A 23657-nucleotide genomic window follows, 5' to 3' on the forward strand; every position below is an offset into this window, starting at 1 on the left:
TGGTGTACTTCATGCTCACGCGCGGCGAAGCCTTCGTCGACCAGGGGCAGCAGCGCTATGAGGAACAGCAGCGCCAGCGCAGCATCGCAGCCCTCAGGCGACGTGCTTCCGCCCTCGGATTCCAGCTCCAGCCAAACGCGCCGATTCCCTGAGAACCGATCTTTTCTGCCGGGTTTCTTGAGAGATGGCAGCGTTGCCCGGATTAAAGGGCCGTCTGCCCCTACCTTTTTTGACAACTCTTCCCGGCATTCTTTCCTACAATGCATCGGTTCCGTCTGGTTGTTTCGCGATCAGATTCCCGAGGACTGCATCAGTCCTGTTCACCACGTCAGGAGAATGATCGATGGGTATTCTCAGTTTCATCAAGGAAGCAGGCGAAAAGCTGTTCGGCACCGCATCCGCGCCGGCGCAAGCCGCTCAGGATGCTCCCGCCGCCGCACCAGTCGATGTCGACGCGCTAAACAAGATTGCCGGTGACGCCATCGCGAACTACATCAGCGTGCAGGGGCTGAGCGCCACTAACCTGCTGGTTGCATACGACGGCGCGAGCCACACTGTCACCGTATCGGGCGAAGCGCCCGATCAGGCAACGAAAGAAAAAATCCTGGTCGCGGCAGGTAACGTGCACAACGTCGAGAAAGTCGATGATCAGCTCACGGTCACCAGTCCCGCCCCTGAAGCACAGTTCCACACCGTCGTCTCTGGCGACAATCTGTGGAAGATCGCGGAAAAGTATTACGGCAGCGGCGCGAAGAACGATCTGATTTTTCAGGCGAACACGCCGATGCTGAAGAGCCCGGACAAGATCTATCCGGGCCAGGTGCTGGTGATTCCGGCGGTGTGAGACCGTTTCAAGGCTTCACGTCAAGCGTGGGGTCAATGACAGCGCGGCGGTACAGGCTCAGCACCTGCACCGCCGCGTTTTATTTCTGCGCCACGTGTCACATCACGCGCAGCGAACTGAGTCGCGTAAAAGACTAGATCGCGAGCACCATACTCACACCACACAGTCCGATCACCGCACAACTCACGCGATCCTTGAATGCGAACACAATCGGGTCATCGTGCATCTGCCCGCGAAACGCGAACATCCAGATACGGCTGACCCAGTAAAGCGTGAGCGCGAACACAGCCCACAGCATCTGCGGATGACGGTACAGCAGCTTGAGTTCCGGCGAGTTCAGATAGAGCGCCAGCACGAGCACCGCAAGATATGCCGACGACGTACCGAACGAGCGCAGGATCGACATGTCCTGCGTGATGTAGCCGCGCCCCGCCGCTTCCATTTTGCCAAGACGCAGAATGCCTTCGAGTTCCACGTAGCGCTTGACCATCGCAAGGCTCAGGAAGATCGGCACGCAGAAGAGGATCAACCAGTACGACAACGCAATGTCGTTGGCGGCGCCGCCCGCGATCACGCGCACCGTGTAGAGACACGCGAGCGTGAACACATCGATCAGCGCCATGCGCTTCAGGCTGAACGAATAGGCGACCGTCGCTGCAAGGTAACCCGCGAGCACGACGCCGAACTGCCACGGCAGCAACGCCGCGAGCCCTGCGCCCGCGACCAGCAACCCAATCGTCATCACGATACCGAATGACAGCGGCAGATTCCCGGATGCGAATGGCCGGCTGCGTTTTCGTTCGTGGCGCCGGTCCGCGTCCAGATCGAGCATGTCGTTGAGCAGATACACCGACGACGCACACAGATTGAACGACGCGAAAGCGATGCACGCGGCAATGATCGCACCGAGATCGGTGAACTTGTGGGCGGTCAGCAACGGCACGAAAATCAGCACGTTCTTGACCCACTGATGCACGCGCATTTCTTTCAGCACGAGGGGAATGATCTGACGCTTGCGCTCGAAGAAAATAATCGCCTGATTCACCTTGCGCGCGGCGGCCGCCATGCTCTTGTCGCCGACGACGATCGCCTGCCGCGCCCTGCGCCACACCGGCACGTCCGCGAGCGCGTCGCCGCAATAGTCGAAGCCGTGATCGCCGAACTGTTCGACGAGCGCATCGGCCTTGTTGCGACCGATGAGGTTATGGTCAGCCGTGCTCGCCAGCACGCCCTTGAAGAGCCCGAAATGATCGGCGACCTGACTCGCGAAACGCTGGTTCGACGCCGTGCACAGATAGAGCGTGCGGCCCGCTGAATGTTCGTCGCGCAGATAGTCGACGAGTTGTGTGTTGTACGGCAGAACGCCGACGTCGATCGTCACGCGCTTTGCGATCTGTTCTTTCAGATGAGCCTTGCCGCGCAGCACCCAGCCGATACACAGAAACAGCGCGAACGGGTTCTGCTTCAGCAGGACCAAGAAGCTTTCGAGCAGAAAGTCGGTTCGCGTGAGCGTGCCGTCCAGATCCACACACAGCGGGATCGTCGCGCTTGTCATATCACACCTCGCCGCCAGAGCGTCGGTTTCGCATTGGACCGGGTTTTGCCGCCGCGCCGGCACGTGGCCCGAACGGCATGGGCACCATGAACAGCGACGCGGTCGGTGTAATGCACGTTCCGTTGACGGAATCACGCATGACCTGCCTGAATGCTATCGACGCGGCGCGCGCAACTCTGTGCGCCAGCGCACTTCGGATTACGCGAAGACGAAGCGTTTATCGAGGTGATACTTGGCGAGATAGCCGAGCGTGAGGCCGATCGCCCCACCGGTGAGCCGCGCAGGCTCGGAATGGAAGATGGCGTCGGCGCCGAATTCCACCGCCCAGAAGACCAGTGTGGTCCCGAGGCCCATCGCGACGTACATCACAAACGTCTGAATGCCGTGCGCGACACTGCGGTGCGGATAGCGGAAGATCCACGCCTTGTCGAGCAGGTATTTGACGACGAGACCGACGCCCGTGCCGATACACACCGAAAGCGGCACGGCAAACCGTCCCTGATAAAGCCAGAACGCGAGCTTCTGGCTGCCGAGATTCGCGCCGATCGAGATCGCCGCGAAAATCGCGTACCAGACTACAAGGCGCGAGCGACCAAAGGGCGCGTCGAATGTCGGACTGTTCATGTCGATCTCCGCGCGCGAAACACCGGGCATCGCCGGCACGAAAGCCACGCGATTGCGCGTGCGGCGGCGCGTGCGGCCGCGTTCACAGCGAAACCCGCTTGAAAACGAATTCGGGCAGCGAGCGGATGATCAGCATGATCCCGCTCCAGAACCACGGCGTGTACAGCGCGTCCCTGCCGCGTTCGATGGCGCGCACGATATCCGTCGCGACCCGATCCGGCGACGCCACCAGCGGCCCCGGCAACGACAGCCCGGCGGTCATCGGCGTATCGACGAATCCTGGCTTGATCGTCAACACGCGCACGCCGGATTTGAAGAGCCGCGCGCGCAATCCTTCGCAGAAGGTCCCCACCGCGGCCTTGGCGGCCCCGTACACGTAGTTCGACGGACGCCCGCGGTCGCCCGCAACGGACGAAATCACGGCGATCGTGCCGCTTTTCTGGCTTTCGAACACGCCGGCCAGCAGCGTAAGCAGCGCGATGGTCGACATTGCGTTCGTCTGCAGTTCGCGCATCGCCGCCTCCACATCGCGTTCGCATTGCGCCTGGTCGGACAGCGTGCCATGCGCGATCAGCACGATATCGATCCGGCCGAACGCCGCCTGACAGGCCTTCAGCATCGTGGCGTGCTGCAGGTGATCGTTCATGTCAAGCAGGTAGGTTTCGACCGAAGGCGCGCCGCGCACCCGCAGATCCTGTGCGACGGCTTCCAGCCGGACTTCGTGCCGGCCCGTCAGAAACAGGTTCGCGCCCTCCTTCGTCCAGCGCCGCGCGCACGCGACAGCAATGGCAGACGAGCCGCCTACGATCAGGATATTCTTCATGATTGTGTGGTCCGTTTCCAGAAACGAGACATCAGGGCAGGATCGCGATTGCGTTCAAGTTCCTGCCACGCGGGATACGCCGCGCGAAAGTCCGCCCCGCTCATGTGGGCGTCCTTGGCCGGATACTGGCGGCCGCCTGCTTCGTTGACGATTGCGTCGAGCTGCCGGAAAAGCGCTTCATTGCGGCGCGCGTGCTGCGGGAAATCCAGCGCGAGCGATACGCCGGGCATCGGAAACGACAGCAGCCCCGGCGAAACCAGCGTGCCGCAACGCTTCAGCACGGCGAGACACGAACCCAGACCGCTCTTTGCAATCGTCGCAAGAATGGCCTTCAGTGCGTCGCGCGACGCCGCCTCGGGAATCACGCACTGATGTTGCTGGAAGCCGCGCCGCCCGTAGATCCGGTTCCAGTTGCGAACGCCATCGAGCGGATAGAAGAAGCTCGCGAAATCGACGCTGGTGTGTTCGACGCGCTGCGCCTGTCGCCGGTAGTAGAACTCGTTGAAGACCTTGAGCGTGTAGCGGTTCAGCGGCGACAACGGCAGCACGAACGGGACGTTGCGCAGGCGCTTGCCTTTCAGCGTGAAATCGCCGTCGGCGGCATGATCGCCCGACATGTAGATGCCGCGCCCCAACTGGACGCCGCTCGCGAGGCAATCGACCCACGCGACGCCATATTCGTGCTGCGGATCGAGTTCGCTCGATAGCGACAGAAACTCGTCCAGGTCGCCAAAACGGATACTGGTCATCGAAATGCGGCTGGAGCGCACGGGCATCAGCTGGATTTCGACCCATTCGATCACGCCGGTGAGACCCAGTCCGCTGATCGTCGCGCAAAACAGTTCGTCGTTTTCGCCGGGCGCGCATTCGGCCGGTTCGCGATCCGAGCGCAGCAGTGAAAATCGCCGGACGTGCCGTCCGAACGTGCCGCGCACGTGGTGATTCTTGCCGTGGACATCGTTGGCGACTGCGCCGGCGAGCGTCACAAACTGGGTGCCGGGCGTGACCGGCAGCATCCAGCCGCGCGGAATCGACAGTTCGAGCACTTCACCGAGCATGACGCCGGCTTCGGCCCGCACGATGCCGCGCTCCCAGTCGGCGCTGATAAAGCGGCCGAGGCCGCGCATATGTAAAACGTGATCGGTCGCCGCAAGACAGCAGTCGCCATAACTCCGGCCGTTGCCGAACGGCAAGGTCGTGCCGAAGCGGGCGCGCGCGTCGTCCAGCTGGGCCTGGATGGCGTCTCGCCACGACAGCGGATGACTGGATTGAGGCGCGTAGGGGTAATGCCCCCACGACTGGAGCTTCGACGCGCTCATTGGGTGCCACGGTGGACGATATGAGCGTCATCCTGGCACGAAACGCCCGCAAGGCGCGTGGGTTACCTCACAGATGGGGTTAACCAGATGGGCGCGCCCGGTCGCCCGGTCGCCGGGTGGTCGGGCTGGCCGTGGACGGTGTCCGGCCCGGTTGCGCTGGAAACCCGCAGCGCCCGCCGGGCCGGGCGTCGGTCAATACGTATCGAAGGCCCGCTGCAGCACCACCGGCCCGGCGCCGCCTGCGGCGAGCGCCAGCATCAGCAGCACACGCGCCTTGTACGGGTTCAGCCCGTTCGCGGCGACAAAACCGAGCGTATCGTCGGGCGCCGCGCCGTTGCGCATCACGTGTCCCGAGCCGACACGCGACGCGCGCACCACGGCCACGCCCTGCGACACGGCGTCGGCGAGCGCCTGCTGGATCGACGCGTGAATCGAGCCGTTTCCGGTCCCCGCCACGATGATGCCGCGCACGCCGGCCGTCACGAGTGCATCGACGGTCACGCGCGATGCGCCCGCATAACTCGCGACAATCTCCACGCCCGGCCACTTCGCGCCGATCACGAATTCCGTATCGACCGTATGCGGGCGGACGACGCTGCGCTGGAACTCGACGCGCCCGTCCTGCACCCAGCCCAGTGCGCCGACTTCCGGCGACTGGAACGCATCGACGGCGAACGTGCTCGTCTTCACGACATCGCGCGCGCTGTGGATCCGGTTATTGATCGCGACGAGCACGCCCTGCCCGTGCGCCGCGGCGCTGGCCGCCACCACGACCGCGTTGAGCAGATTCAGCGGACCATCGGCGGAAAGCGCCGTCGAAGGCCGCATGGCTGCGGTCAGCACGACAGGCTTCGTGCTTTTCACGGTCAGATGCAGCAGGTACGCGGTTTCTTCGAGCGTGTCAGTGCCGTGCGTGATCACGACGCCGTCGATGTCGTCGGTCGCGAGCAGCGCGTTCACGCGCTGCGCGAGCGTCGTCCACAGCAGAAGCGCCATGTCCTTGCTGTCGATGCTGGCAACCTGTTCGGCCACCACCTGCGCGACATCCGATAACGCCGGCACCGCTGCGAGCAGCCGGTCGACGCCGACAACGCCCGCCTGATAGCCGGCAGTATTCGCGGCATCGGCGGCGGAGCCCGCGATCGTGCCGCCCGTCGCGAGGACGGCAATACGCGGCAGGCCGTTCGACGGTGCTGCGCTGGAAGAAGAACTGGAAGTATTCATGCGGCGATTGTAAGCGATGCGCCGCGCGATCCGCGAGGAGTCCGCCCGACCGCGCGGACGCTTTATGCCCCATCCTTATCGCACAACACCATCACGCCGCTTCGCGCAACTGTGCGGCAATTTCCGCTTCGCTCAGTTGCGGCGCAAACATCTCGATCAGCCGGTACGCATACGCACGCAGAAACGCGCCCTTGCGCAGACCGACGCGCGTCGTGCTCGCCTCGAACAGGTGCTGCGTATCGAGCGCGACGAGTTCGGTATCGCGCTTCGGATCGTAGGCCATCGCCGCCACGATGCCGATGCCCATGCCAAGTTCGACGTAGGTCTTGATCACGTCGGCGTCGATCGCGGTGAGTACGACGTCGGGCAGCGCGCCGGCCTTTGCGAACGCCTGGTCGATATGCGAGCGGCCCGTGAAATCCTGATCGTAGGTGACGATCGGGAATTCGGCGATTTCATCGAGCGTCAGATTCGGGCGGCCGACGAGCGGATGGCCCTTCGGCACCACCACCACGTGATGCCACGAATAGCACGGAAACGTGACGATGTCCGGATAGCGGTCGAGCGCTTCGGTCGAAATACCGATGTCCGCTTCGCCGTTGATGATCATCTGCGCGATCTGCTGCGGGCTACCCTGACGCAGCGCCAGATGCACCTTCGGGAACACCTCCGTGAACTGGCGGATCACCTTCGGCAGCGCATAGCGCGCCTGCGTGTGGGTCGTCGCAACCACGAGGTGGCCGCTGTCCTGATCCGCGAACTGCCGCGCGACACGGCGCAGATTCTCCGCGTCGAGCAGCATCCGTTCGATCAGCTGATGGACAGCCTTGCCCGGCTCAGTGAGACCCGTGAGCCGCTTGCCGCGACGGATGAAGATATCGACGCCGAGTTCGTCCTCGAGATCCTTGATCTGCTTCGATACGCCCGACTGCGACGTGTACAGCACGTTCGCGACTTCGGTCAGGTTCATGTTCTGGCGCACCGCTTCACGCACAAAACGCAATTGCTGGAAGTTCATTGGCTTGTCTCCGGTTCTGCCGAAGTTAGGGTTATGTGATCAATGCGCGATCAATGCGCGGGAAACACGCGCAGTGCGCGCGGCACCGCCGTCACGCCATCGCCGACATTCAGACGCAGTTCGCGCCACGCTTCACGATCGAGTTCCGCTTCGAGCACGCGGCCTTCGTGCCCTTCGAGTTCGACGCGCACTGAGCCGCCCAGCGTCACCACGCGCCGCACGCCGACCGTGATGCCATCGCGATGACTGTCGGCCTTCGGGTACAACGCGAGATCGTGCGGACGCACATACGCAAACGCCGGCCCCTCGAAACCCGCGGCAATCGAGATCGGCAGCGCCGCGCCGTCGACCACGAATCCGCTGCGATCGACCTTGCCATGCAGCCGGTTCGCCGCGCCGAGAAACTCGTAGACGAACGATGTCTGCGGATGGTCGTACACGTCCTGCGGGCTGCCGACCTGCTCGACGTGTCCGCGATTCAGCACGACGATACGGTCCGCGACTTCGAGCGCTTCTTCCTGGTCGTGCGTGACGAAGATCGTCGAGATATGCAGATCGTCGTGCAGACGACGCAGCCAGCTGCGCAGTTCCTTGCGGACCTTCGCATCGAGCGCGCCGAATGGCTCGTCGAGCAGCAGCACTTTCGGTTCGACGGCGAGCGCACGCGCGAGCGCGATACGCTGACGCTGTCCGCCCGACAGCTCAGAAGGAAAGCGTTGCGCGAGCCAGTCGAGCTGCACGAGCTTGAGCAGCTCATGCACTTTCTCGCGGATCACCGCTTCCGACGGCCGCTCCTTGCGCGGCTTCACACGCAGACCGAACGCGACGTTTTCGAACACCGTCATATGACGGAACAGCGCGTAATGCTGGAACACGAAACCGACCTGACGCTCACGCGCGCCGACTTCCGCCACATCCTGACCTTGCAGCACGACCTGGCCGGCATCCGCGTATTCGAGGCCCGCGATCACGCGCAGCAGCGTGGTCTTCCCGCACCCCGAAGGGCCAAGCAGGGCGACGAGCTCGCCGGGCGGGAAATCGAGCGAAACGTTATCGAGCGCGGTGAAATCGCCAAAGCGCTTCTGCAGGTTACGAACGGTGATGCCCATGTGCTGCTCTCCTTACTGGACCGGACGGCTGGCCGCATTCGACGGCGCCGGCGACGGGGTGACGGGACCGGCGTGCGCGGGCACAGCCTGCGCATCGACGCGTTCTGCCGACATATGACGTTCCGCAAGCAGCTTGAGGCCCAGCGTGACGAGCGCGAGCAGCGCGAGCACGGAGGCCACGGCGAACGCCGCGGAAAAGTTGTATTCGTTGTAGAGAATCTCGACGTGCAGCGGCATCGTGTCGGTCTGTCCGCGAATGTGGCCCGACACCACCGACACCGCGCCGAACTCGCCCATCGCACGCGCGTTACACAGGATCACGCCGTACAGCAGACCCCACCGGACATTCGGCAGCGTCACGCGGCGGAAGATCTGCCAGCCCGACGCGCCGAGCACGTGAGCGGCTTCTTCTTCATCGTTACCCTGCGCCTGCATCAACGGAATTAGCTCCCGCGCGACGAACGGGAACGTGACGAAGATCGTCGCGAGCACGATGCCCGGCACGGCGAAAATGATCTGCACGTTATGCGCCTCGAGCCACGGACCGAACCAGCCTTGCGCGCCGAACATCAGCACATAGATCAAACCTGAGATCACCGGCGAGACGGAGAACGGCAGATCGATCAGCGTCGTCAGCAGCGCCTTGCCGCGGAACTCGAACTTCGCGATACACCACGACGCGGCCAGACCGAACACGAGATTCAGCGGCACGGCGATCGCCGCGGTAATCACCGTGAGCTTGATGGCGGAAAGCGCATCCGGATCGGCGAGCGATTCGAAGTAGAAACCGACGCCCTTGCTGAAAGCCTGATAGAACACAGCGGCAAGCGGCACGACCAGAAACAGCGCGAGAAACAGCAACGCGATGCCGACGAGCAGCCAGCGCACGGCGCGCGGCTCGGTCACGGGATCAGGGCGGCGGTTGACCGCAGCGCCGTTGCGCGGATTGCCCGAGGCGAACGTCACGGAATCCTCGCTCATTGCGCACCTCCGGCGACGGCGGCCGCAGTGGAAGCGCCCACCGGCGGCACGGTCGGCCCCGACGCGCCGCGACTCGTGCGCCGTTGCAGATACCACTGCAGCGTATTGATCAGCAGCAGCATCAGGAACGACACGACCAGCATCACGACGGCAAGCGCGGTCGCGCCCGCGTAGTCGTACTGTTCGAGCTTCGTGATGATGAGCAGCGACGTGATTTCGGACTTCATCGGCACATTGCCCGCGATGAAAATCACCGAGCCGTATTCGCCGAGCGCACGCGCGAACGCAAGCGCGAAACCCGTCAGCAGCGCGGGCAACACCGAAGGCAACACCACCCGACGGAACGTCAGCCAGCGCGACGCACCCAGACACGCGGCGGCCTCTTCCTGTTCGCGCTCGAAATCCTCGAGCACCGGCTGCACGGTTCGCACGACAAACGGCAGGCCGATAAACGTCAGCGCGACCAGCACACCGAGCGGCGTAAACGCGACCTTGATGCCAAGTGGCACGAGAAACTGTCCGAGCCAGCCGTTGCCCGAATACACGGCCGCGAGCGAAATGCCGGCCACCGAAGTCGGCAGCGCGAACGGCAGATCGACGACCGCATCGACGATCCGCTTGAACGGAAACGTGTAGCGCACCAGCACCCACGCCACGAGGAAACCGAACACGGCGTTGATCAGCGCGCCGCCGAGCGCGGCGAAGAACGTCAGCCGGTACGACGCGAGCACGCGTGGCGACGTCACGGCGCGCACGAACTGCGACCAGTCGAGCGTCGCGGTTTTCAGAAAGGTCGCCGCGAGCGGAATCAGCACCACGAGGCTCAGATACGCCACGGTGATGCCGAGTGTCAGGCCGAAGCCGGGTAACGCGCTCGGCTTTCGGAAGGTCAACGTCGTCATGCTGGGTGCTCTTTCAGGGTTAAACCCGCGCTTCAAGCCGGGTCAAGACTTCGGGGTCCATCTGGCCAAAAAGCGCGCCCGATGGGCGCGCCTGTCTGGTTTCACTGCCTGATACGTATTGGCATTGGCGTCATTGCGGCTGATAGATCGAATCGAAGACGCCGCCGTCCGCGAAGTGAGTCTTCTGCGCGTTGGTCCAGCCGCCGAAGCTGTCGTCCACCGTGTACAGCTTCAGCTTCGGAAACTTCGCCGTCAGCGCGGCCGGCACCTTGTTCGAACGCGGACGGTAGAAATTCTTCGCGGCGATCTCCTGACCTTCCTCGCTATAGAGGAAATTCAGATACGCCTCAGCCAGTTTGCGCGTGCCGTGTTTGTCGACGACCTTGTCGACCACCGCGACGGGCGGCTCAGCCAGGATGCTCACCGACGGCACGACGATCTCAAACTTGTCCGGGCCGAATTCCTTCACCGACAGAAACGCCTCGTTTTCCCACGCGATCAGCACGTCGCCGATATCGCGTTGCACGAAACTTGTCGTCGCGCCGCGGGCCCCGGAGTCCAGCACACCCGCGTTCCTGTAAAGCTTGCCGACGAATTCCTTCGCCTTCTGGTCGTTGCCGCCCGGCTGATGCTCCGCGTACGCCCACGCAGCCAGGTAGTTCCAGCGTGCGCCGCCGGAGGTTTTCGGGTTCGGTGTCACGATCGAAACGCCCGGCTTGATCAGGTCGTCCCAGTCCTTGATGTGCTTCGGGTTGCCCTTGCGCACCAGAAACACAATGGTCGACGTGTACGGTGACGCGTTGTCCGGCAGACGCTTCTGCCAGCCCTTGTCGATGAGGCCCTTGTTCGCAATCGCGTCGATGTCGTATGCGAGCGCCAGCGTCACCACGTCAGCCTGCAGACCGTCGAGCACCGAGCGCGCCTGTGCACCCGAGCCGCCGTGCGACTGCTTGAACGTGACCGACTCGCCGTTTTTCGCCTTCCATTCCTTGCCGAACGCCTGATTGACGTCCTGATACAGCTCGCGCGTCGGGTCGTACGACACGTTCAGCAGCGTCGTATCCGCTGCCAGCGCCTGACCGGCGACACCCGCTGCTGCCGCGACGCCCAGCGCGAGCGCCGTGACGATTTTTCGTGTTTTGCCTGCCAGCCCCGTATTTCTGCTCATCCGATTTTCTCCGGTTTGTTCTTTCGTTATCGCGGCGCGTGTGCGTTGCTTTGCATCAACTGGAGGCCAGTCTATCGAACGGCTTTCATCATTAAAAATAATTGTTCTTCATTTTTTAATACTCAAAAGTGGTAACGACGGCCTGGCGTAGCGTTGCGACACGAATCCGGCTGCGACAACGCCGAAAACCGGCGTTCTGGCGGCGGCGATCCGGACGAACTTAAAGTAAAGCTTGAAATGCGCCGATTACTGTATAAAAATACAGTCACCTGTTCATCCATACAGTGGCGCCATGACCAAACTCACCGCACGACAGCAGCAGGTTTTCGATCTGATCCGCCGGGCCATCGAACGCACCGGCTTCCCGCCCACCCGCGCGGAGATTGCCGCCGAGCTCGGTTTCAGCTCGGCGAACTCGGCGGAAGAGCATCTGCGCGCGCTGGCGCGCAAAGGCGTGATCGAGCTTGCGGCGGGCGCGTCGCGCGGTATCCGGCTGCTGTCCGGTTCGGACGACAGCCCTTACCAGTTCACGTTGCCGCACTCGAGCATCATGCAGCTGTCATTGCCGCTGATCGGCCGGGTGGCGGCAGGTAGCCCGATCCTCGCGCAGGAGCACATCTCGCAGCACTACGCGTGCGACCCGGCGCTCTTCTCCAGCAGGCCGGACTACCTGCTGAAGGTGCGCGGGCTGTCGATGCGCGATGCGGGCATCTTCGACGGCGACCTGCTCGCCGTGCAGAAGAAGAGCGAAGCGAAAGACGGTCAGATCATCGTTGCGCGTATTGGCGACGACGTCACGGTCAAGCGCCTGAAGCGCCGGCCGGACGGTATCGAGCTGATCGCCGAGAACCCCGATTATGAAAACATCTTTGTTCAGGCCGGCAGCGGGGAATTTGCGCTCGAAGGCATCGCGGTTGGGCTGATTCGCCCGACCGAATTCTGAACTTCGCCTGGAGAGTCTCATGGAACGCCTTGCCCGCCTGCTCCCTTTTCGTCAGTTCGGACGTCTGCGTCATCTGCGCAAGCTGGTGCCGTGCGCACCGCTCGACGCTGCCGGTGCGCCGTCGCTGTTCGACCGCGAGGTGATGACGGAAGCGTCGACCTTGCCGTCCGCGATGCCGGCTTTTGCGCGTGTTTCGCTGAACTCAGGGTTGAACGCGGAGCCGGGCCGTCGCGCGCCGGTGCGCGTGTATCACGGGCCGTCGCGGCTCATCATGGTGGGAACTGTCGACGCAGTGTGCCGCATGATCGACCGCTGTATCGCGGAAGAAAGCGCGGCCATGCAAGGCGCGCTGTTCGAATAGTTGAAGGCGTGCGAAAACGGATTCTTGCGGTAGCATCAGGAGCCGCAAGGGATCGTTTTCACTTCGTTGCGGTCCACGTTAATTGACGTTTAACGGCGAGTCGCAACCTATGAGCGTTTCGGTACCCACAAGAAATCGTCGTTCCCTGCGCGCGTTTGCCATCGCGATTGTTGTAATCGTGGTCGTGGCTGCGCTGGGGTATGGATATGCGTCGCCCTACATCGCGCTCGACAGCCTTAAGCGGGCTGCGGATGCCCGCGACGCCGAGACGGTCAATGAATACGTCGACTTTCCCGCGTTGCGCGAAAGTCTGAAGCAGCAGGTCACCGGGCTGCTCGCAAGGCGGCTCGATGCGCAGCACAACGGAAATCCGCTGGCCGCCATCGGCGCGATGATCGGCGTTGCGTTGATTGGTCCACTGGTGGATGCGTATGCGACGCCGGACGGCGTCGCAGCGTTGCTGAACGGCATGCCGCCGCGCGGCGACCTCGGCGAGCGGCCACCGGTAGCGGCCGGTCCGGTATCGGATGGAGCACCGAACGGGCGGTCCACCGGGGCGCCGGGCGCAGCAGCGCCACAGGCACCTGCGCCGCCCGCCGCTTCAACGTCGCCGGTCCAGCAGACGCCGCCACAACCTCCACAGACCACGGCGGAATATCACGGGATCAACGAGTTCGTCGTAACGTATCGGCACGGTGTCGGCGATACGCACTATTCCGCGATCCTGCGACGCGATGGACTCTTTTCGTGGAAGCTGTCAGCTGTCGATCTCAACGGCTGAACGCGAACACGCGCGTCGTCCAGAATCGCATTCGATGTCAGGCCGCGGCCGCCGTCTGATGCTGCTCTTCCACCGATGAACACGCCACCAGGATGCTACACGACACTCTATCGAGCAACGGCGTGTTGCCGGCGCCCATCCACCATCGCGAGAGACCGGTCCGGCACCGATGGCCGACCACGACCAGATCGACCTGCAACTGATTGGCCAGATTGGCAATTTCATCGATCGGATGGCCGAATGCGAAATGACCGTGCGCCTGAACCCCGCGCTCGGTCAGCCAGTTCACGCCTTCCTGAAGGATGTCGCGAGCCGTGTCTTCGAAACGGCCGCATGCGACGTCAGTCAATAGACCCGCGCTTTGCGCAATGCTCGAGCGCATGTCGACCACCGAGAGCAGATGCGTCTCGGCCTTAAGGTCAAGCGCAAGGTCCGCGCCGCAGCGCAGCGCCTTGCGGCCTTCGCGCGAGCCGTCGTAGCACAGCAGGATTTTTTTGTAGCTCGCCATGGTCATCTCCCATCCGCGTCGATCGCGGCATCGCTTCAATCATGGTGCGCCGCAATTCAGGTTGCAAGGGATGGAAAACGCTAAGTGCGTCGCCACCGTGTTTGACGCCCTGCCGCAGTGCAAAAAGCGCCCCATCGCAGCAATCTGGCGCCCGGCGGCGACGACGGCGATGCCCTAGAATAGCCTGCCCTCGCCTCGCAGGCGCGTATCGAGCAAGTCAGAAGCAAGTCCGGAGCAAGTGTCGATCCATGTACCTACCAAACGCAGCAATCGGATTCGAAGAGGTGAAAAAGCACTATGGAGAGAAAACGGTCGTGGACGGCCTTTCATTCCATGTCCGCGCGGGTGAATGTTTTGGCCTGCTCGGTCCAAACGGCGCCGGCAAGACGACGACGCTGCGCATGCTGCTCGGCATCGCTGCGCCGGATGCGGGCACGATCCAGCTCTGCGGCGAGCCCATTCCGGCGCGCGCGCGTTACTCCCGGGCGCGCGTCGGCGTCGTGCCGCAGTTCGACAACCTCGATCCCGATTTCACCGTCCGCGAAAATCTGCTGGTGTTCGGCCGCTACTTCGGCCTGAGCGCGGCGCAAACGCGCGATCTCGTGCCGTCGCTGCTCGAATTCGCGCGCCTTGAAAGCAAGGCCGACGCACGCGTCGGCGAACTCTCGGGCGGCATGAAGCGGCGCCTCACACTGGCCCGCGCGCTCGTCAACGATCCTGACGTACTGATCATGGACGAGCCCACCACCGGTCTCGATCCCCAGGCGCGGCACCTGATCTGGGAGCGGCTTCGTTCGCTGCTCGCGCGCGGCAAGACGATCCTGCTCACGACGCACTTCATGGAAGAAGCCGAGCGGCTGTGTCATCGCGTGTGCGTGATCGAGGAAGGTCGCAAGATCGCGGAAGGCGCGCCCCGTGAACTGATCGCGTCGGAGATTGGTTGCGATGTGATCGAAATCTATGGTCCCGACCCGGCGCTGCTGCGCGACGAACTTGCGCCGTTCGCAGTACGCACTGAAATCAGTGGCTTGACGCTGTTCTGCTACGTCGACGATCCGCAGCCGGTGCACACGAAACTCAAGCAGCGCACCGATCTGCGCTATCTGCATCGGCCGGCCAATCTCGAAGACGTCTTTCTGCGGCTCACCGGCCGCGAGATGCAGGACTGAGCCACTGCAAAAACGCAAACGCAGACATAAGCGACCGAAAGCGCTCGCCACCCAACCCGCAGCAAAGGCAAAGATTCACCGGAAATATATGGACGCACGCAGTTACGACTCCTCCCCCGCGAAGCCTTCCCGGCTGCACGAAGGCATCGCTGCCCTGCCCGCGAACGCGGTCAACTGGATCGCCGTCTGGCGCCGCAACTATCTGGTGTGGCGCAAGCTCGCCATCGCCTCGATGTTCGGCAACCTCGCCGATCCGATGATCTATCTGTTCGGTCTGGGTCTGGGACTCGGACTGATGGTCGGACACGTCGAAGGCGTGTCGTACATCTCGTTTCTCGCGGCGGGCACGGTCGCATCGAGCGTGATGATGTCGGCGAGTTTCGAGTCGATGTATTCGGGTTTTTCGCGGATGCACGTGCAGCGCACGTGGGAAGCGATCATGCATACGCCGCTGACACTCGGCGATATCGTGCTGGGTGAAGTGATCTGGGCGGCCAGCAAGTCGGTGCTGTCGGGCGTGGCGATCATGCTGGTGGCGGGCCTGCTCGGCTACGCGAGCTTTCCGTCGATGCTAATCGCGCTGCCCGTGGTCGTGCTGACGGGCCTCGCCTTCGCGAGTGTCGCGATGATCGTGACAGCGGTCGCGCCGTCGTACGACTTTTTCATGTTCTATCAGACGCTCGCGCTTACGCCGATGATGCTGCTTTCCGGCGTGTTCTTTCCGGTGACGCAACTGCCCGCCGTCGCGCAGCAGATCACGCTGCTGTTGCCGCTCGCGCACGCTGTGGAGCTGATCCGGCCGGCGATGCTCGGCCGTCCGGTCGAAGATGCCGCGCTGCACGTCGGCGTGCTCGCGGCATATGTGATCGTGCCGTTCATCATTTCTGCGATGCTGTTCCGGCGTCGCATGATGCGCTGAACGACGGCGCGATCACACCGAAGGTACGACGAAGTCGACGGTCAGTCTTCGTCGTCGGTCCACGGAATATCGACGTCCGAAATGAACGCGACGGTGGCGAACGGACCGCCGTCCTGACGTCCGACCTTGCCGTCCGCGCGTTGCCATTCGACGCGGAACACCGTGCCCGGATCGTCAGCCAGGAGGCGGATCGTGCGCACTTCGTCCTGATCCGCTTCTTCCACCGGACCGTCGAGCGAGATCAGCAGCGTTTGCGGCCACAGACCGTCGGCCGGATCGTAAATGCGATCGCCGTCGGGAATCAGCGTGAACGCTTCCACACCGATCGTCGCCGAAGCGTCGATGATCATCTTGCCGAGCGCGCGCAGCAGCGCAGTCGCCCGCGCCGAGTTCGCCTGGCGGATGGCGAGGTCCCCGCGCGTGAGCGCCTGTTCAAGCTTCGGATTCGTTTTTTGTTGCGCCATTCTGTTTCCTGGATTCAATCGTTCTTTTCGGGCGGACAGCCGCGTTACGGCAGGTCGCCGCGGGTTGTGCAGGTTGCCATCGCGGGCTGAATCGTACCATCCGGACGCCCGACGCAGCCGTCGCGCGGGCCACGGCGCATTGTGAACATCGTGCGCACCGTTCCCGGTTTCGCCGCTCAGTTCCCCCGCTCAGTTCCCCCAGTTTAGGTCGCGTTTGACGATTGAACACGGCAATTCGTTACCGATCGCGTGGCAGCGCACCAATCTGGCGGGGCGCGATCAGAAGCCCAGTGCGACCGCGAGCGCCCCCGCGACAACCCCAAACCCGACCACCGACACGGCCACCAGCGCCAGCACGCGCGGCGGAAACGAACGGACGAGCATCGCGAGAGACGGCACGCTGACCGGCGGCAGCGTCATCAGCAGCGCGCCCGCCGGGCCGACGCCCATGCCGAGTGACAGCATCGCCTGAATGATCGGCACCTCGCCGGCCGTCGGGATCACGAACAGCATGCCGGCGACGGCCAGTGCGACGATCCAGCCAACGTGATTGCCAATGTCCGGCCCAATGTGCGGAAAGAGCCAGGCCCGCGCCGCGCCGAGCAGCAGGATCAGCACAAGGTATTCGGGAATCAGGCGCACGGCCATGCGCGCCAGAATCTGCAGCCAGCGGGCGAACACGTTGCCCGTCTGTTGCAGCGCGACGCGTTCCGCGAGACGGGCGTCGGCGGCTTGAGCGTCTTGCGGCGCGACGAAACGGTTCACCACGTAGCCGAGTCCGAATACCATCAGCACGCCGAGCACGAGCCGCAAGGCGGACCAGTTCCAGCCGAGCACGAAGCCCATGAAGACGAGCGTCGCCGGATTGAGCACCGAGTTGCCGAGCCAGAACGCGATCGCACCGCCCGGCGACGCCTCACGCGCCCTCAGACCGACGACAACCGGCGCGGCGCAGCAGGTGCACATCATGCCGGGAATCGCCAGCATGCCGCCCGCCGCGACGCTGCCAAAGCTGGTCCTGCCGAGAAGTCGCGCGACCCAGTGCGCGGGTATCAGCGCCTGAACCGCCGAGCCGAGCAGCAGGCCCAGCACCATCGCCTGCCAGATCGCCTTGCCGTACGCCCATGCGTAATCGAGCGCGGCCGCGAGCGACGGCTCGGGCGGGCTCGCTGCCGTACCCATCAGGATCGACTTGCCGATCGAATGCGTCGACGCGGCAGTGAACGCGCGGTTGTAATACGGAAACCACTTCACGTAGAAGAGCCCGACCACGGCGATCAGCAGGAAGACCAGCCAGCCGGAAACCGGTTGTGTTTGACGTGTGGTGTTCATCATTGTTTTGGGTGACGGTCGGTGTGGGTCAGCAGGGCAGATTGTGGCATGGCCCATTTCAGGATGCATCCCCGCGCATCCAACGGAGCGACGCCGCGTCGCGACATCGTTAAGGCGCCGGATTCGGTTGCCGTTCGTGCAATGCGTTGATCTCGGCCAGCACTTCCGGCGAGAGCATCACATCTGCGCTCGCGATGTTTTCCTTCAGCTGATCGAGCGATGTCGCGCCGATCAGATTGCTCGTCAGGAACGGACGGCTGTTGACGAACGCAAGCGCGAACTGCGCCGGCGACAGTCCATGACGTTTCGCGAGTTCGACATAGCGCGTCGTTGCTTCGACCGATTGCGGCTTGCTGTAGCGCTGAAAGCGCTCGAACAGCGTGATACGTGCGCCTGCGGGACGCGCACCGCCTTCGTACTTGCCCGACAGCCAGCCGAACGCGAGCGGCGAATACGCGAGCAGACCGACGTCTTCACGATGGCTGAACTCCGACAGGCCGAGTTCGAACGTGCGGTTCAGGAGGCTGTACGGATTCTGGATACTGACGATGCGCGGCAAGCCGAGCTTCTCCGAAGCACGCAGAAACTGCGCGACGCCCCACGGCGTTTCGTTCGACACGCCGATGTGGCGGATCTTGCCTTCCTTCACGAACTCCGCGAGCACCGAGAGCGTTTCCTCGATCGGCACCGTGTATGCGTCGTCGATCCACGGATAGGCCGTGCGGCCGAACGTCATCGTGCTGCGATCAGGCCAGTGCAGTTGATACAGATCGACGTAGTCCGTCTGCAGACGCTTGAGGCTGTCGTTGAGTGCTTCGGTCAGGTTCTTGCGGTCGAACTGGTTGCCCTCGCCGCGAATATGTCGCGGGTTGTGCGGCTGACGCGCCGGTCCGGCGATCTTGGTGGCAAGCACGATCTTCTCGCGCGCGCTTCGATGCTGCGCGATCCACGTGCCGATGTAGCGCTCGGTCGAACCCTGCGTCTCGGGACGCGGCGGCACCGGATACATTTCCGCGGCATCGATCAGGTTGACGCCGTGGTCGAGCGCGTAGTCGATCTGCGCATGCGCTTCGCTTTCGGTGTTCTGCTCACCCCACGTCATCGTGCCGAGGCCGATGACGCTGACCTTTACGTCCGTTGCGCCGAGTCTGCGGTATTCCATCGAACTGTTCCTTATGCTTGATGTGGGCGGAGAGCATCGAAGTTACCACGCCGCCGCAACGCGTGCAGGACCGCTAGAATGACGCTCTCGCGCGACGCATGCGGATGCGCCGCCCCGCCTCACTTCGCTCCGGAGTGTCATGTAGATGTCAGGTTCATCGTCCGTCACACCACATCCCGGTGATTCGTCGCTGATCGTCGTGCTTGTGGCCGCCGCGTTCTTCATGGAAAACCTCGACGGCACCATCATCGCAACCGCCCTGCCGCAGATGGCGCGATCGTTCAACGTGCATCCGGTCGATCTCAGCATCGGCATCACGTCGTATCTGCTGACGCTCGCCGTCTTCATCCCGATCAGCGGCTGGGCAGCCGACCGCTTCGGCGTGCGCAACGTGTTCACCGCCGCGCTTGCGGTGTTTACCGCTTCGTCGGTGCTGTGTGGCATCACAAATGGTCTCGTTGAATTCACGGCGGCGCGCATCCTTCAGGGCATCGGCGGCGCGATGATGGTGCCGGTCGGCAGGCTGGCGGTCCTGCGCGCGACGCCCAAGGACAACCTGATGCGCGCGATCTCGATCATCACCTGGCCAGGACTTGTGGCGCCGGTGATCGGGCCGCCACTGGGCGGCCTGATCACGACGTATTCATCGTGGCGCTGGATCTTCTATCTGAATCTGCCGCTTGGCCTGATTGGCCTTGTGCTGGCATGGCGCTTCATCGGCAACGAACGCGAAGCGGAAAAGCGCCCGTTCGACGCGCCGGGTTTCGTGTTGTCGGGGCTCGCCTGCACAGCGTTGATGTACGCGATGGAATTGACCGGTCGCGCGGACGCGCCGTGGATTCAGGCGCTGGTGTGCCTCGTCATCGGCGTCGTGGCCGGCGCGGCCGCGCTGTTTCATCTGCGGCGCACGACGCATCCGGTGGTCGACCTTTCCGCGTTCACGATCAGGACTTTTGCAGTCGCGATGGGCGGCGGATCGCTCTTTCGCGTGTCGATCAGCGCGGTGCCCTTTCTGCTGCCGCTGATGTTCCAGATCGCCTTCGGCTTGAACGCGTTCCAGTCCGGCTTGCTCACGCTCGCGGTGTTCGCCGGGAACCTGTCGATGAAGCTCGTCACGACGCCCATCATGCGACGATACGGGTTCCGCTCCGTGCTGCTGGTGAATGGCGCGTTCGCAGCATTGTCGCTTGCAGCGATGAGTCTGCTGACGCCCACGACGCCCTCGTTCTGGATTGTCGTGGTGCTGTTCGTCAGCGGCCTCGCGCGTTCGCTGCAGTTCACCGCGATCAACACGCTCAGTTTCGCGGACGTCCCCAAATCGCAGATGAGCGGCGCGTCGACGCTCTCGAGCACGCTCGGGCAGATGACCGTGGGCATGGGCGTCGCATTCGGCGCGATCGCGCTGCGGATCGCGGCGTGGGTTCACGGACACGACGGCCAGACGGTGACCACCGCCGACTTCAGCCTGGCGTTTCTGATCGTGGCCGCGCTGGGGTTCGCGGCAATCGTCGACGTGGTCGGCCTCGACCGGCGGGCAGGCGCACACGTGAGCGGACATGGGCGCAGTGGGGTTTGACGGTTGTATGTCTTGCGATGGCTCGACGCAGGGCGAAGAAGGCTCGACGAAGCGTACAAACGCGACGACGCGACGAAAGAATTCGCTTCCGGGAATAGCCATAAAACAGACAGGGGGAATTTAAACGATGGGGTGGCTGATGGGACTCGAACCCACGACGACAGGAATCACAATCCTGGACTCTACCAACTGAGCTACAGCCACCACTGGGACAACTTTGAACTGCTTCGTAGCTCGCCATGAACTGGCTTGCCGATCAAGAAGCGAGATTATACAAACATGGATAGCGTTTGCCTAGCCCCTTATTCAAACATTTCGGCGGGCTCACGCAGATGCGTGCGCGCTTCGTCGAAGATCGCGAGATCGCCCAACGCGAGCTTTTTGTTATCGGACAGTACACGACGCCACCCACGCGCACCCGCGACACCGCGATACAGCCCAAGCGCATGACGCGTCACGCCACCGAGGAACGTCCCGCGCGCAAGCTCGGCCGCGCAATACTCGATGAGCTTTGCTTCAGCGGCTTCGCGACTCAGCGCAGGTTCTGACGAACCGTAGAAACGCGCGTCGACATCCGCGAGCACATACGGGTTGTGATACGCCTCGCGCCCGAGCATCACGCCATCGACATGCTGCAGATGGGTCTCGACCTCGTCGAGTGTTTTCACGCCGCCGTTCAGGATGATTTCGAGGTGCGGGAACTCGCGCTTCAACTGGTACGCGTAATCGTATTTGAGCGGCGGGATCTCGCGATTCTCCTTCGGGCTCAGCCCTTTGAGGATCGCATTGCGCGCATGCACGATGAACACGTCGCAGCCTGCGTCGGCGATCGTGCCGACGAAGTCGCTCACGAAACCGTACTCTTCCACCGCGTCAACGCCGATCCGATGCTTCACCGTCACCGGCACCGACACCACATCGCGCATTGCCTTCACGCAGTCCGCAACGAGCTGCGGCTCGTTCATCAGACACGCGCCGAATGCGCCGCGCTGCACGCGTTCCGACGGGCAGCCGCAATTCAGATTGATCTCGTCGTAGCCCCACTGCTCACCCAGTTTCGCTGCGCGCGCGAGGTCCGCCGGCTCACTCCCGCCCAGTTGCAACGCAACGGGCGCTTCGTCGGCCGTAAACGCGAGATGACGCGCGACATCGCCGTGAATCAGCGCGCCCGTCGTCACCATCTCCGTATAGAGCCACGTGTGGCGCGACAGGATGCGGTGAAACGAGCGGCAGTGGCGATCGGTCCAGTCCATCATCGGCGCAACGCTGACGCGACGGGGACTCGGGGATTGAGATGAAGACATGGGAACGGCCAGACGGCGGGAATCAAACCGCGATTTTACAGCATGCCGTCGACACAGCTTGTCCCTGCCGACGTTGAGGACTTAAACCCGTCCGGAACGCCCCAAACAGGGGTCGAAACGTCCGGAACGCCTGTTCTCAAAGGCTTCGAACCATTGTTCCTGATTGCAGAATAGTAAATTCAAATTATGGGTACAAATTTTCGATAGTAGGGGAATACACTAGCTCCATCGACGTTGCGACAGGTGAAAAACAAAACGCTTCCGCAACGGCTTCGTACCGAAATCAACGTTTATTGGAGAGTCACCATGAAGAGCAAGCTTATCGCCGCCGTCCTGATCGCCGCCTCTGCTGCAATCGCAGCTCCTGCCTTCGCAAGTGGCTACGGCCCGGCGCCGCATTACAACCCGACCGTCGGCGCGCCTGCTTCGCAGCAAGGCCAGAATGCGCAGACCGTCGCTGCTGAGCGTGCCGCTCAGGCTTCCAATAGCGCCTACGGCGGTGTCAACGCGTCGTCGTCGCAATCCGGCAGCCGCGCAGAACAAACCGGCCCTGGCTCGGTGTTCTTCGGTCATTAATTGACTGCAAGCCGGACGCCTCACAAGGGCGTCCGGCTTTCGCTTTTCCGGTTTTCCCCGCTTTACCGCCCCGCTGTTACCGCCTCACCGCTCTCGCTTAACCGGCTCATCCAGCCTTCCTCCGCGCGTCTTCTCCCGCTGTCTGCTTCGACAATTCGCAGAACCGTATCCAGTTCCCGAACGGATCGAAAACCTCCATCACCCTGCCCCAGCCTGTCTGCTCGACGCCCGGGAACATCGCGAGACGCGACGATTCGCGCACGATCAGCGCATGTCGGTGCCGGTGCCGTCAGCTGCGTCGATGGCCTCGCGTGCAGCGCGAAAGCCGGCTTCGGCCGCGCCGTGCTCCGTCGACCACAGCCGGTCGATATGCACGAGGCGCCAGTCGATCGCGACGGCGCCCGCCTTCAGCACGCGAAAGTGCGCCTTGACGCCGGTCAGCACCTGCTCGACCGCGACCTCGATGTCGTAGTCCCCGTAACGTTCTGTGTAGTCGCCCATGTCGGCGCCGACGGGTTTCATGCCTTTCCTCACGTTTTCTGAACGGCAACGCGCAACCATCCCGCGGACGACGGCGCATCCGCAATCAGCTTCATGTCATCACGATCCAGCGTACACGGGTGCGATCGACCGTAGCGGTCGGATCAATCGCAATCGCCGGATAGATATTTTCTGCCGTCGCAGGTAATTTCGACGTGGTCCGCGCTGCGGGTCGCAACGCCGGCACTCAGCAATTCAGCCGCGACGCCTGACGGCAGCTGGGGCGCGGGCTGCCCGATGCCAACCTCGTTCAGCAGCCGCAGCGCGTCGATCGCTTCCGTACTCAGGGATTTCGGCATGGCTGTCTCCTTCAACATGCTCAATTCATCCTAGCACTTCCACGGAATCGCACAGCGGCGATTCTGGGACGCACGCGTCCCCGGTTCGGCTGGGTAATACCGCAACAGCACGCGATCGCCCGTCGTGACATGCCGTGAAACGCAGTCACGGACACG

26 protein-coding genes, 1 tRNA gene and 1 pseudogene are annotated in these 23657 nt (G+C 63.1%); 9 read left to right on the plus strand and 19 right to left on the minus strand.

Translation table 11 applies throughout. The annotated features are described in order from the left end of the window. Together P3T16_RS30305 and lysM are read left to right on the plus strand one after the other, a co-directional pair. A pseudogene (locus P3T16_RS30305) lies at nucleotides 1-152 on the plus strand (IS110 family transposase); the annotation flags it as partial. A gap of 191 nt (nucleotides 153-343) precedes the next feature. Continuing rightward, nucleotides 344-844: a peptidoglycan-binding protein LysM gene (gene lysM / locus P3T16_RS30310; protein WP_429345050.1), complete on the plus strand. Its 501-nt coding sequence runs from the start codon at nucleotides 344-346 to the stop codon at nucleotides 842-844. A gap of 133 nt (nucleotides 845-977) precedes the next feature. Here the strand turns inward: lysM and P3T16_RS30315 are convergent, their stop codons facing one another. The 10 genes from P3T16_RS30315 to P3T16_RS30360 form a co-directional block, all read right to left on the minus strand. Next, nucleotides 978-2399, minus strand: coding sequence for a UbiA family prenyltransferase (locus P3T16_RS30315; RefSeq protein ID WP_429345051.1), 1422 nt, complete (start codon nucleotides 2397-2399; stop codon nucleotides 978-980). 198 nt (nucleotides 2400-2597) lie between these two features. Beyond that, complete coding sequence (locus P3T16_RS30320) at nucleotides 2598-3023, minus strand: GtrA family protein (protein WP_429256502.1); 426 nt, start codon at nucleotides 3021-3023, stop codon at nucleotides 2598-2600. Between the two features lie 82 nt (nucleotides 3024-3105). Beyond that, nucleotides 3106-3846 carry an SDR family oxidoreductase gene (locus P3T16_RS30325; RefSeq protein ID WP_429345052.1) on the minus strand — a complete coding sequence of 247 codons (741 nt, stop codon included), beginning with the start codon at nucleotides 3844-3846 and terminating at the stop codon, nucleotides 3106-3108. After that, nucleotides 3843-5165 (minus strand): FAD-binding oxidoreductase, encoded by a 1323-nt coding sequence (locus tag P3T16_RS30330; RefSeq protein WP_429345053.1) that lies wholly within the window; start codon nucleotides 5163-5165, stop codon nucleotides 3843-3845. The genes P3T16_RS30325 and P3T16_RS30330 overlap by 4 nt, the downstream gene beginning before the upstream one ends. 192 nt (nucleotides 5166-5357) lie before the next feature. After that, entirely contained in the window at nucleotides 5358-6389 is a 1032-nt protein-coding gene (locus tag P3T16_RS30335; RefSeq protein WP_429345054.1) for an asparaginase, read from the minus strand. A 91-nt stretch (nucleotides 6390-6480) separates the two neighbouring features. Beyond that, entirely contained in the window at nucleotides 6481-7407 is a 927-nt protein-coding gene (locus tag P3T16_RS30340; protein ID WP_429345055.1) for a CysB family HTH-type transcriptional regulator, read from the minus strand. A 50-nt stretch (nucleotides 7408-7457) separates the two neighbouring features. Further along, nucleotides 7458-8516, minus strand: coding sequence for a sulfate/molybdate ABC transporter ATP-binding protein (locus P3T16_RS30345; protein WP_429256507.1), 1059 nt, complete (start codon nucleotides 8514-8516; stop codon nucleotides 7458-7460). A 12-nt stretch (nucleotides 8517-8528) separates the two neighbouring features. Further along, on the minus strand, nucleotides 8529-9497 hold the full coding sequence (cysW, locus tag P3T16_RS30350; RefSeq protein WP_429345056.1) for a sulfate ABC transporter permease subunit CysW: 969 nt from the start codon (nucleotides 9495-9497) through the stop codon (nucleotides 8529-8531). Further along, nucleotides 9494-10399: a sulfate ABC transporter permease subunit CysT gene (gene cysT, locus P3T16_RS30355; protein WP_429345057.1), complete on the minus strand. Its 906-nt coding sequence runs from the start codon at nucleotides 10397-10399 to the stop codon at nucleotides 9494-9496. The genes cysW and cysT overlap by 4 nt, the downstream gene beginning before the upstream one ends. Before the next feature lie 130 nt (nucleotides 10400-10529). Next, the gene (locus P3T16_RS30360) at nucleotides 10530-11567 is read right to left on the minus strand and encodes a sulfate ABC transporter substrate-binding protein (protein ID WP_429345058.1); all 1038 of its coding nucleotides are present in this window, start codon (nucleotides 11565-11567) and stop codon (nucleotides 10530-10532) included. A 292-nt stretch (nucleotides 11568-11859) separates the two neighbouring features. On the opposite strand from P3T16_RS30360, the gene lexA reads away from it, so the two are divergent. The 3 genes from lexA to P3T16_RS30375 all read left to right on the plus strand — a co-directional run bounded on the left by lexA (nucleotide 11860) and on the right by P3T16_RS30375 (nucleotide 13652). Next, nucleotides 11860-12510, plus strand: a complete 651-nt coding sequence (gene lexA / locus P3T16_RS30365) for a transcriptional repressor LexA (RefSeq protein ID WP_429256511.1) — start codon at nucleotides 11860-11862, stop codon at nucleotides 12508-12510. Nucleotides 12511-12529: 19 nt separating this feature from the next. Further along, on the plus strand, nucleotides 12530-12871 hold the full coding sequence (locus tag P3T16_RS30370) for a hypothetical protein (RefSeq protein ID WP_429256512.1): 342 nt from the start codon (nucleotides 12530-12532) through the stop codon (nucleotides 12869-12871). 109 nt (nucleotides 12872-12980) lie between these two features. Next, the gene (locus tag P3T16_RS30375; RefSeq protein ID WP_429345059.1) at nucleotides 12981-13652 is read left to right on the plus strand and encodes a DUF2939 domain-containing protein; all 672 of its coding nucleotides are present in this window, start codon (nucleotides 12981-12983) and stop codon (nucleotides 13650-13652) included. A gap of 37 nt (nucleotides 13653-13689) precedes the next feature. Here the strand turns inward: P3T16_RS30375 and P3T16_RS30380 are convergent, their stop codons facing one another. Continuing rightward, nucleotides 13690-14160 (minus strand): universal stress protein, encoded by a 471-nt coding sequence (locus P3T16_RS30380; protein WP_429256514.1) that lies wholly within the window; start codon nucleotides 14158-14160, stop codon nucleotides 13690-13692. Nucleotides 14161-14408: 248 nt separating this feature from the next. Here P3T16_RS30380 and nodI point away from each other — a divergent pair, with 248 nt between their 5' ends. Continuing rightward, nucleotides 14409-15329 (plus strand): nodulation factor ABC transporter ATP-binding protein NodI, encoded by a 921-nt coding sequence (gene nodI, locus P3T16_RS30385; protein WP_429345060.1) that lies wholly within the window; start codon nucleotides 14409-14411, stop codon nucleotides 15327-15329. An 88-nt stretch (nucleotides 15330-15417) separates the two neighbouring features. After that, nucleotides 15418-16248, plus strand: coding sequence for an ABC transporter permease (locus tag P3T16_RS30390; RefSeq protein ID WP_429345061.1), 831 nt, complete (start codon nucleotides 15418-15420; stop codon nucleotides 16246-16248). A 41-nt stretch (nucleotides 16249-16289) separates the two neighbouring features. Here the strand turns inward: P3T16_RS30390 and P3T16_RS30395 are convergent, their stop codons facing one another. The 3 genes from P3T16_RS30395 to P3T16_RS30405 all read right to left on the minus strand — a co-directional run bounded on the left by P3T16_RS30395 (nucleotide 16290) and on the right by P3T16_RS30405 (nucleotide 19206). Beyond that, entirely contained in the window at nucleotides 16290-16712 is a 423-nt protein-coding gene (locus P3T16_RS30395; RefSeq protein ID WP_429256517.1) for a hypothetical protein, read from the minus strand. 279 nt (nucleotides 16713-16991) lie between these two features. Then, nucleotides 16992-18044: a permease gene (locus P3T16_RS30400; RefSeq protein WP_429256518.1), complete on the minus strand. Its 1053-nt coding sequence runs from the start codon at nucleotides 18042-18044 to the stop codon at nucleotides 16992-16994. 109 nt (nucleotides 18045-18153) lie between these two features. Then, on the minus strand, nucleotides 18154-19206 hold the full coding sequence (locus tag P3T16_RS30405) for an NADP(H)-dependent aldo-keto reductase (protein ID WP_429256519.1): 1053 nt from the start codon (nucleotides 19204-19206) through the stop codon (nucleotides 18154-18156). Nucleotides 19207-19351: 145 nt separating this feature from the next. On the opposite strand from P3T16_RS30405, the gene P3T16_RS30410 reads away from it, so the two are divergent. Next, a complete protein-coding gene (locus tag P3T16_RS30410) occupies nucleotides 19352-20782 on the plus strand; it encodes a DHA2 family efflux MFS transporter permease subunit (RefSeq protein ID WP_429345062.1) in 1431 nt (476 codons plus the stop codon). Between the two features lie 128 nt (nucleotides 20783-20910). On the opposite strand, the gene P3T16_RS30415 is transcribed toward P3T16_RS30410, so the two are convergent. Further along, nucleotides 20911-20986 (minus strand) — tRNA-His (locus P3T16_RS30415). Nucleotides 20987-21084: 98 nt separating this feature from the next. Then, nucleotides 21085-22086: a tRNA dihydrouridine(20/20a) synthase DusA gene (dusA, locus tag P3T16_RS30420; protein WP_429345063.1), complete on the minus strand. Its 1002-nt coding sequence runs from the start codon at nucleotides 22084-22086 to the stop codon at nucleotides 21085-21087. A 306-nt stretch (nucleotides 22087-22392) separates the two neighbouring features. Between dusA and P3T16_RS30425 the strand changes: the two genes are divergently transcribed. After that, nucleotides 22393-22662, plus strand: coding sequence for a hypothetical protein (locus P3T16_RS30425; RefSeq protein ID WP_429256522.1), 270 nt, complete (start codon nucleotides 22393-22395; stop codon nucleotides 22660-22662). A 106-nt stretch (nucleotides 22663-22768) separates the two neighbouring features. On the opposite strand, the gene P3T16_RS30430 is transcribed toward P3T16_RS30425, so the two are convergent. The 3 genes from P3T16_RS30430 to P3T16_RS30440 form a co-directional block, all read right to left on the minus strand. Next, complete coding sequence (locus P3T16_RS30430; RefSeq protein WP_429345108.1) at nucleotides 22769-22900, minus strand: glyoxalase superfamily protein; 132 nt, start codon at nucleotides 22898-22900, stop codon at nucleotides 22769-22771. A 26-nt stretch (nucleotides 22901-22926) separates the two neighbouring features. Further along, entirely contained in the window at nucleotides 22927-23184 is a 258-nt protein-coding gene (locus P3T16_RS30435) for a hypothetical protein (RefSeq protein ID WP_429345064.1), read from the minus strand. A gap of 122 nt (nucleotides 23185-23306) precedes the next feature. Then, nucleotides 23307-23501, minus strand: coding sequence for a hypothetical protein (locus P3T16_RS30440; RefSeq protein ID WP_429256525.1), 195 nt, complete (start codon nucleotides 23499-23501; stop codon nucleotides 23307-23309). Nucleotides 23502-23657 lie beyond the last annotated feature (156 nt).

Origin of the sequence: Paraburkholderia sp. GAS42, from assembly GCF_050436565.1 — a bacterium.
Lineage (GTDB): Bacteria > Pseudomonadota > Gammaproteobacteria > Burkholderiales > Burkholderiaceae > Paraburkholderia.

Coding starts and splice junctions, on each gene's coding strand:
- lysM (WP_429345050.1), top strand. CDS start 344: ATGGGTATTCTCAGTTTCATCAAGGAAGCAGGCGAAAAGCTGTTCGGC.
- P3T16_RS30315 (WP_429345051.1), bottom strand. CDS start 2,399: ATGACAAGCGCGACGATCCCGCTGTGTGTGGATCTGGACGGCACGCTC.
- P3T16_RS30320 (WP_429256502.1), bottom strand. CDS start 3,023: ATGAACAGTCCGACATTCGACGCGCCCTTTGGTCGCTCGCGCCTTGTA.
- P3T16_RS30325 (WP_429345052.1), bottom strand. CDS start 3,846: ATGAAGAATATCCTGATCGTAGGCGGCTCGTCTGCCATTGCTGTCGCG.
- P3T16_RS30330 (WP_429345053.1), bottom strand. CDS start 5,165: ATGAGCGCGTCGAAGCTCCAGTCGTGGGGGCATTACCCCTACGCGCCT.
- P3T16_RS30335 (WP_429345054.1), bottom strand. CDS start 6,389: ATGAATACTTCCAGTTCTTCTTCCAGCGCAGCACCGTCGAACGGCCTG.
- P3T16_RS30340 (WP_429345055.1), bottom strand. CDS start 7,407: ATGAACTTCCAGCAATTGCGTTTTGTGCGTGAAGCGGTGCGCCAGAAC.
- P3T16_RS30345 (WP_429256507.1), bottom strand. CDS start 8,516: ATGGGCATCACCGTTCGTAACCTGCAGAAGCGCTTTGGCGATTTCACC.
- cysW (WP_429345056.1), bottom strand. CDS start 9,497: ATGAGCGAGGATTCCGTGACGTTCGCCTCGGGCAATCCGCGCAACGGC.
- cysT (WP_429345057.1), bottom strand. CDS start 10,399: ATGACGACGTTGACCTTCCGAAAGCCGAGCGCGTTACCCGGCTTCGGC.
- P3T16_RS30360 (WP_429345058.1), bottom strand. CDS start 11,567: ATGAGCAGAAATACGGGGCTGGCAGGCAAAACACGAAAAATCGTCACG.
- lexA (WP_429256511.1), top strand. CDS start 11,860: ATGACCAAACTCACCGCACGACAGCAGCAGGTTTTCGATCTGATCCGC.
- P3T16_RS30370 (WP_429256512.1), top strand. CDS start 12,530: ATGGAACGCCTTGCCCGCCTGCTCCCTTTTCGTCAGTTCGGACGTCTG.
- P3T16_RS30375 (WP_429345059.1), top strand. CDS start 12,981: ATGAGCGTTTCGGTACCCACAAGAAATCGTCGTTCCCTGCGCGCGTTT.
- P3T16_RS30380 (WP_429256514.1), bottom strand. CDS start 14,160: ATGGCGAGCTACAAAAAAATCCTGCTGTGCTACGACGGCTCGCGCGAA.
- nodI (WP_429345060.1), top strand. CDS start 14,409: ATGTACCTACCAAACGCAGCAATCGGATTCGAAGAGGTGAAAAAGCAC.
- P3T16_RS30390 (WP_429345061.1), top strand. CDS start 15,418: ATGGACGCACGCAGTTACGACTCCTCCCCCGCGAAGCCTTCCCGGCTG.
- P3T16_RS30395 (WP_429256517.1), bottom strand. CDS start 16,712: ATGGCGCAACAAAAAACGAATCCGAAGCTTGAACAGGCGCTCACGCGC.
- P3T16_RS30400 (WP_429256518.1), bottom strand. CDS start 18,044: ATGAACACCACACGTCAAACACAACCGGTTTCCGGCTGGCTGGTCTTC.
- P3T16_RS30405 (WP_429256519.1), bottom strand. CDS start 19,206: ATGGAATACCGCAGACTCGGCGCAACGGACGTAAAGGTCAGCGTCATC.
- P3T16_RS30410 (WP_429345062.1), top strand. CDS start 19,352: ATGTCAGGTTCATCGTCCGTCACACCACATCCCGGTGATTCGTCGCTG.
- dusA (WP_429345063.1), bottom strand. CDS start 22,086: ATGTCTTCATCTCAATCCCCGAGTCCCCGTCGCGTCAGCGTTGCGCCG.
- P3T16_RS30425 (WP_429256522.1), top strand. CDS start 22,393: ATGAAGAGCAAGCTTATCGCCGCCGTCCTGATCGCCGCCTCTGCTGCA.
- P3T16_RS30430 (WP_429345108.1), bottom strand. CDS start 22,900: ATGTTCCCGGGCGTCGAGCAGACAGGCTGGGGCAGGGTGATGGAGGTT.
- P3T16_RS30435 (WP_429345064.1), bottom strand. CDS start 23,184: ATGAAACCCGTCGGCGCCGACATGGGCGACTACACAGAACGTTACGGG.
- P3T16_RS30440 (WP_429256525.1), bottom strand. CDS start 23,501: ATGCCGAAATCCCTGAGTACGGAAGCGATCGACGCGCTGCGGCTGCTG.